The sequence below is a fragment of the Flexivirga sp. B27 genome (assembly GCF_052905685.1).
Genome location: NZ_JBPYUM010000014.1, coordinates 1 through 385, shown reverse-complemented (window position 1 = coordinate 385; position 385 = coordinate 1). Strand labels below are relative to the sequence as shown.

Sequence of the window (385 nt, the reverse complement as noted above, 5' to 3'; positions counted from 1 at the left end):
CGTGCTGCTGGCACTCGTGGGCAGTGTGATTGGGGCGGCGACGGCGCCGTTCGCTGCCTGGCTGACCGGGCGGACGATGTTGTGGTGGTCGACCCCGCCGGACCAACCGCTCTCTCAGACCGGCTTCCAATGGATGGCCGGTGCGACTGCTGCGGTGTCGCTGACCTTGCTTTTGCTGATGGTGGCAGCAATCTTCGGCACCCGAGTAGGGCGGTCCGCCGGGTATCGAGCAAGGACGACTGAGGGATGAGCGTTGCCGACAACTTGATCTCCTCGCACGTTATGGCATTCCGACGAATTGGTTGGTTTCGGCACATTCGTTGGGATGCCGACCTACCGTGAAGCGCGTGGCGAGACGCGCTCGCCGCCCTGTCGGGGGGGGGGG

Annotated in this window: 1 protein-coding gene; it reads left to right on the top strand. The window is 65.2% G+C overall.

Annotated features, from left to right (window positions below; genetic code table 11):
• A partial coding sequence (locus ACSZL9_RS19060) for a hypothetical protein (protein ID WP_446667106.1) occupies positions 1-250 on the top strand: 250 nt, incomplete at its 5' end.
• Positions 251-385 lie beyond the last annotated feature (135 nt).